The sequence below is a fragment of the Streptomyces sp. AcH 505 genome (assembly GCF_000818175.1).
GTDB lineage: Bacteria > Actinomycetota > Actinomycetes > Streptomycetales > Streptomycetaceae > Streptomyces.
In genome coordinates this window covers 2,055,384-2,060,137 of the sequence record NZ_JTIY01000001.1, presented here as the reverse complement: position 1 = coordinate 2,060,137, position 4,754 = coordinate 2,055,384, and the positions used below count along the sequence as shown (strand labels likewise).

Genomic DNA, 4,754 nt, shown 5'->3' with positions numbered 1-4,754 from the left:
CAGCCCCAGCCCCGGCGCCGCGCAGGGCGCCGGCCAGGTGCGGAACATGTGGCCGGACGTTCTGGAGGCCGTCAAGGGCCGCCGGCGCTTCACCTGGATCCTGCTCAGTCAGAACGCGCAGGTGGCGGGGTTCGACGGGACGACGCTGCAGGTCGGCTTCATCAACGCCGGCGCCCGCGACACCTTCGTCAGCAGCGGCAGCGAGGACGTGCTCAAGCAGGCGCTGTCGGAGAACTTCAGCGTCCAGTGGAAGATCGAGGCGATCGTCGACCCGTCGGGCGGCACCCCGCAGCCCCCTCCGGGCGGATACGGAGGCGGGAACGGCGGGGGAGGAGCCCCCGGGCCGGGTGGTGCCGGTGGCGGAGGGTTCGGCGGAGGTGCGTTCGGCGGGGGCCCCTCGTCAGCGCCCGCCCCCGGCGGTCCGGCTCCGCAGCAACAGCAGGGGCAGCCGGGACAGCAGCAGCAACGCCCCTCGTCCTCGCCGCCCCCGTCCTCGCCCTCGCCCTCGCAACAGGACGGACAGGCGCAGCGCACCCCGCCGCCCCCGGAGCCGTCCAGACCCTCGGCCCGCCCCCCGGTCGCCCCCGAGGACGACACCGCCGAGGCGGACGACCCCGATCTGGTCGACTCCGCCCTCTCCGGGCACGACCTGATCGTGCGCGAGCTGGGTGCCACGGTCGTGGAGGAGTACACCAACGACTGACGAGTACACCAACGACCAGGGGCGCTTGGCCGGCTCGGGCCGCCCCGTTGGATCTTGGCCGGCTCGTCTGCCCGGCTCGGGCAGCGGCAATGGCCTCCGGGCCGCCCGGCTAGGCTGCCTCCCGTGAAGGTCCTTGTTATCGGCGGCGGTGCCCGCGAACACGCCCTGTGCCGCTCTCTCTCCCTCGACCCCGACGTCACCTCCCTCTTCTGCGCCCCCGGCAACGCCGGCATCGCCGAGGTCGCTGAGCTGCACCCGGTCGACGCCATGGACGGCGCCGCCGTCGCCCGGCTCGCCACGGAGCTGGCGGTCGGGCTCGTCGTCGTCGGGCCCGAGGCGCCGCTGGTCGCCGGGGTCGCCGACGCCGTACGGGAAGCGGGCATCCCCTGCTTCGGTCCGTCGGCGGAAGCGGCCATGCTCGAAGGCTCCAAGGCCTTCGCCAAGGACGTGATGGCCACGGCGAACGTCCCCACGTCCCGTAGCTACGTCTGTACGACACCGCAGCAGATCGACGACGCGCTCGACGCGTTCGGCGCCCCGTACGTCGTCAAGGACGACGCGCTCGCCGCGGGCAAGGGCGTCGTCGTCACCGACGATCTCGCCGACGCCCGCGCGCACGCGCTCGCCTGCGGCCGGGTCGTCATCGAGGAGTTCCTCGACGGTCCTGAGGTCTCCCTCTTCGCCGTCACCGACGGCCGTACGGTCCTCCCGCTCCAGCCCGCGCAGGACTTCAAGCGCGCCCTCGACAACGACGAAGGCCCCAACACCGGTGGTATGGGCGCCTATTCGCCGCTCCCGTGGGCCGATCCCAAGCTGGTCGACGAGGTCCTGGAGACCGTCCTCCAGCCGACCGTCGACGAGCTGCGCCGGCGCGGCACGCCCTTCGCCGGGCTGCTGTACGCGGGTCTCGCGATCACCAGCCGCGGCGTACGGGTCATCGAGTTCAACGCGCGCTTCGGCGACCCCGAGACGCAGGTGGTGCTGGCCCGGCTGAAGACCCCGCTCGCCGGTGTCCTGCTGGCGGCGGCCGAGGGCACGCTCGCCGGGCTGCTCCCGCTCAACTGGCGCGACGACGCCGCGGTCACCGTGGTCGTCGCCTCGCACAACTACCCCGACACCCCGCGCACCGGCGACCCGATCCTGGGCCTCGACGAGATCGCGGCACAGGATGGACCCGACGCGTACGTCCTGCACGCCGGCACCCGCCTCGCGGACGGCGCGGTCGTCAGTGCGGGCGGTCGCGTCCTGTCCGTGACCGGTACGGGCAAGAGCCTGGCGCAGGCCAGAGAGCGCGCGTACGCCGCCGTGGACCGGATCCGGCTGGACGGTGCCCAGCACCGTACGGACATCGCTCGCCGCGCCGCGGAGTCGGAGGCCGAGGCGGGGGCCGGGTCCGGGGCCGGGGCCCGTTCGGGCGCCGGGGCTGACGCGCGGGCTTGAGCCTGCGGCACCGGCTCCCCCTCGGGTACGCGTTCCCGGACCAGCTCCCCCTCGGGTACGCGTTCCCGGTCCGGCTACGCCCCTCGGGCGCGCGTTCCCGGACCGGCTACCTCCGGGCGCGCGTTCCCGGACCGGCTCCCCTGGCACGCGTTCTCGGACCTCCGTAGAACCCCGAGCTCCTCAACCCCGCCGCGTCAGCAGCTTTAGCCAAAGCCATTCCATCGGGTGACGGCTAGGCCATCCGGATGACTGCCGCGAGGGCCCCAACTAGGGTGCGGCGCAAGCATTCGGGCACATGGCCCACCGGCATTGCGATGTCGGTGGCGGGTGCCACAGTGGGGGAGTGAGCAACGCCGCCGCAGGGCAGAGGGGGTGAGGTCGACCATGTTCGGTTCCGCTGGTTCCACGGGTTCCGCCGGCTCAGACATCGGCGTCGAGATGGGCGCTCAGGGTGCCCGTTCCCGGGCGCTCGGCGTGCTGCGCGTCCGTAGCCGGGCGCTCGCCGTCGCGCTGCTGCCCGCGGCGGTCGCCGTCGTGCTGCTCGTCGGCGGTGCGACCGGGCATCTGACCGGTGCGGGCTGGGACGCCGCCCGCTGGGCCGTGTCGGCCTGCGCGGTGCTCGTGCTGCTGCTCGCGGCGGCCGTCGCCGTCGTGGTGGCGAGGGCGAGGCCCGCCCTGAGCCCCACGGTCGAGGTCGCCGAGCGGTCGGCGCCGGACCTCTACCGCCTGGTCAGGGACCTGGCGGACCGGCTCAATGTGCCGGCGCCCTCGGCGATAGCGCTCACCCCCGACTGCGACAGCTGGCTGGAGGACCGTACGCACCCGGCGCACGCGCAGGGCGTACCGACCGCGCAGACCGGACCCGATGTGCGGGCCGGCGGGCGGGGCCGCAAGGCACCCGCCGCGCCCGTTCTCGTCATCGGCTCGCCCTTCCTGTGGTGGATGCGGGTCGCCGAGCTCCGCGCGGTGCTCGCCCCCGTTGTCGCCGGTACGGGTCCGGCCGCGCAGCCCGACATAGCCGCCGCCCGCCGCTTCGTGCGCGGGCTGGACGCGGCCGTCGCGCTCGGCGGCAGGGCGGACCTGGGGCCGATACGCCGTGCACCGCTCCGGGTCGTCGGCCGGGTCGCCCGGCTGCTGCTGCGTGGCTGCGGTGAGCATGCGGCCCTGATGGAGCGGGGGGTGGCCTCGGCCGCCTCCGAGCGTGCACAGGCTGTGGATTACGGACTGCGGATCGTCGCCCAGGAGCAGGTCGGCCTCGCCTACGCGGGCTGGGACCGGCTGCTGACACGCGTGGCGCTGCCCGCCTGGCGCATGGGCCGCTGGCCGTCCCGGCTGGACGCGGGCGTGGTCTCGGCCCTGACCGAGCTGTCACGCCGCGACCGCCTGGCCGACGGGTTCACGTCCCGGCTCGGCGAGCGGCCCGCCTGCGACCTGCTCGAAGAGCCGGGCGCGATGGACGAGGCCACGTCGCTGCTCGCGGCCCGGCTGTTCCACGGCGGTCCGGCCGGCGCGGGCCCTGACTGGGCCCCGGTGGACTGGCAGCAGTACCCGGAAGAGGTTGTCGACCGTAAGTGGCGTACGGAAGCGTCCAGGCTGCATCGCGTACTGGACGACATGGGCGTACGCCGCCCCGTGGGCCCCACAGGCCCCGGCGGCCCCACGCTCAGCCGGGTCATGGAGCACCTGTCGCAGGCGGGCCGGGCGGATGAGGGTGGCGGCGACAGCGACGCCGATGGCGACGGGTGGGGAGCGATGCTGGCCGCCGGGATCAGCGCCGAGGTGGCCCGCGAGGAGGCGGCGACGCCTGCCGCCGCGGGCGGCGAGACGTCGGCGCCCCCGTGGGGGACCGACCCGCTGCCGCTCCTCCCGCTCCAGCCGCCCCGCACGGGCCGTGATCTGCTCGCGGATCACGTGACGGCGATGGTCTGCTGCTCCGCCGTCGACACGGCGGGCGCCGTACCCGGCCTCGACTGGCTGGACGGCCCGGCCCTCATCGTCGACGGCCGCCGCCGCGCGGACCTGGGCGGCCACGTACTGAGCCTGGTGGAGGAAGGCGACCCCGAGCCCCTGCGCGCGTGGCTGGCGGCGCTGGGCGTACGCCCGGAGAAACCGGTCCGCCTCGTCTGACGCTCGCCTGTGCCGGTCGTCCCGGACGGCCCCGCCCGTCGGCCCGGCCCTGTCTGACGGCCCTGGCGGCCGACCCGTGGCGGTCGGCTCGAACGGCCGGGCGGGGTGGCGGCCGGTCTGTGTCGGCCGGCCCTCTTCGCACTGCCCGGCTCGGTAACGGCTGGCTCGCGCCGTCCGGTCCGCACGCCCGGTCCGGACCGCCCGGCCCCTAGGACCGGTCCGCCGTGCGATCCACGGCACCAACGCGACACCGGCCGCGTCCGCGGGCGGGCGCGCTCCCTGATCCGGCCTGATCCGAACGTCAGGCCATAGGGGGCCGGTGGTCGCGGGGCCCGGGCCAACCGCCCGGTCCGTGACCGCCGGTCCGTACGTCCTGGACGGCCCCGTCCGTAGTGGCCGACGCCCACGGCGTGGTCTGCACCGCTCGGCCCGTCCTGTCTGACGGGCCTGACGGCCTGCCCGTACGCGGCCGCCCGGCCCGGCA

Annotated in this window: 2 protein-coding genes and 1 pseudogene; all 3 read left to right on the top strand. The window is 75.2% G+C overall.

Annotated elements, in window-relative coordinates; translation table 11 throughout:
* A pseudogene (locus HY68_RS41880) lies at positions 1 to 703 on the top strand (DNA polymerase III subunit gamma and tau); the annotation flags it as partial.
* A 123-nt stretch (positions 704 to 826) separates the two neighbouring features.
* Positions 827 to 2,143 (top strand): phosphoribosylamine--glycine ligase, encoded by a 1,317-nt coding sequence (purD, locus tag HY68_RS09530; RefSeq protein ID WP_052457049.1) that lies wholly within the window; start codon positions 827 to 829, stop codon positions 2,141 to 2,143.
* Positions 2,144 to 2,527: 384 nt separating this feature from the next.
* Positions 2,528 to 4,270: a membrane protein gene (locus HY68_RS09525; RefSeq protein ID WP_041986934.1), complete on the top strand. Its 1,743-nt coding sequence runs from the start codon at positions 2,528 to 2,530 to the stop codon at positions 4,268 to 4,270.
* Positions 4,271 to 4,754: the final 484 nt, after the last annotated feature.

What these genes read in the sequence shown, in the direction of transcription:
- HY68_RS09525 (WP_041986934.1), top strand. Translation starts at nt 2,528, where the DNA reads ATGTTCGGTTCCGCTGGTTCCACGGGTTCCGCCGGCTCAGACATCGGC.